Annotated in this window: 1 protein-coding gene; it reads left to right on the top strand. The window is 44.6% G+C overall.

Annotation, left to right across the window (positions count from 1 at the left end):
* A partial coding sequence (locus tag SCA31_RS25750; protein WP_410699762.1) for a DUF4136 domain-containing protein occupies nt 1-231 on the top strand: 231 nt, incomplete at both ends.

The raw sequence follows: 231 nt of genomic DNA, 5'->3' as shown, positions 1-231 counted from the left end.
ATGTAAAAGCAAACCACAAAAAAGTAACCGATATCAACAGCAGCACTCCTTATGGAATGTGGGGATGGGGCGGTCCTTTCGGATGGGGCGTTGGAATGAGCAGAACCTGGACCAGCAATTATAACGAAGGTGCCATTATCGTTGATCTTGTAGATGCAAGAAGTCAAAAATTGGTTTGGCAAGGGATCGGAAGCGGAATTTCAGTAGATTCTCCAAAAGCAAAACAGAGAC

Origin of the sequence: Chryseobacterium sp. SIMBA_028, assembly GCF_046535285.1 — a bacterium.
Taxonomy (GTDB): domain Bacteria; phylum Bacteroidota; class Bacteroidia; order Flavobacteriales; family Weeksellaceae; genus Chryseobacterium.
Note: the sequence above shows the minus strand (reverse complement) of the source record. Positions and strands in the feature narration are given on the sequence as shown.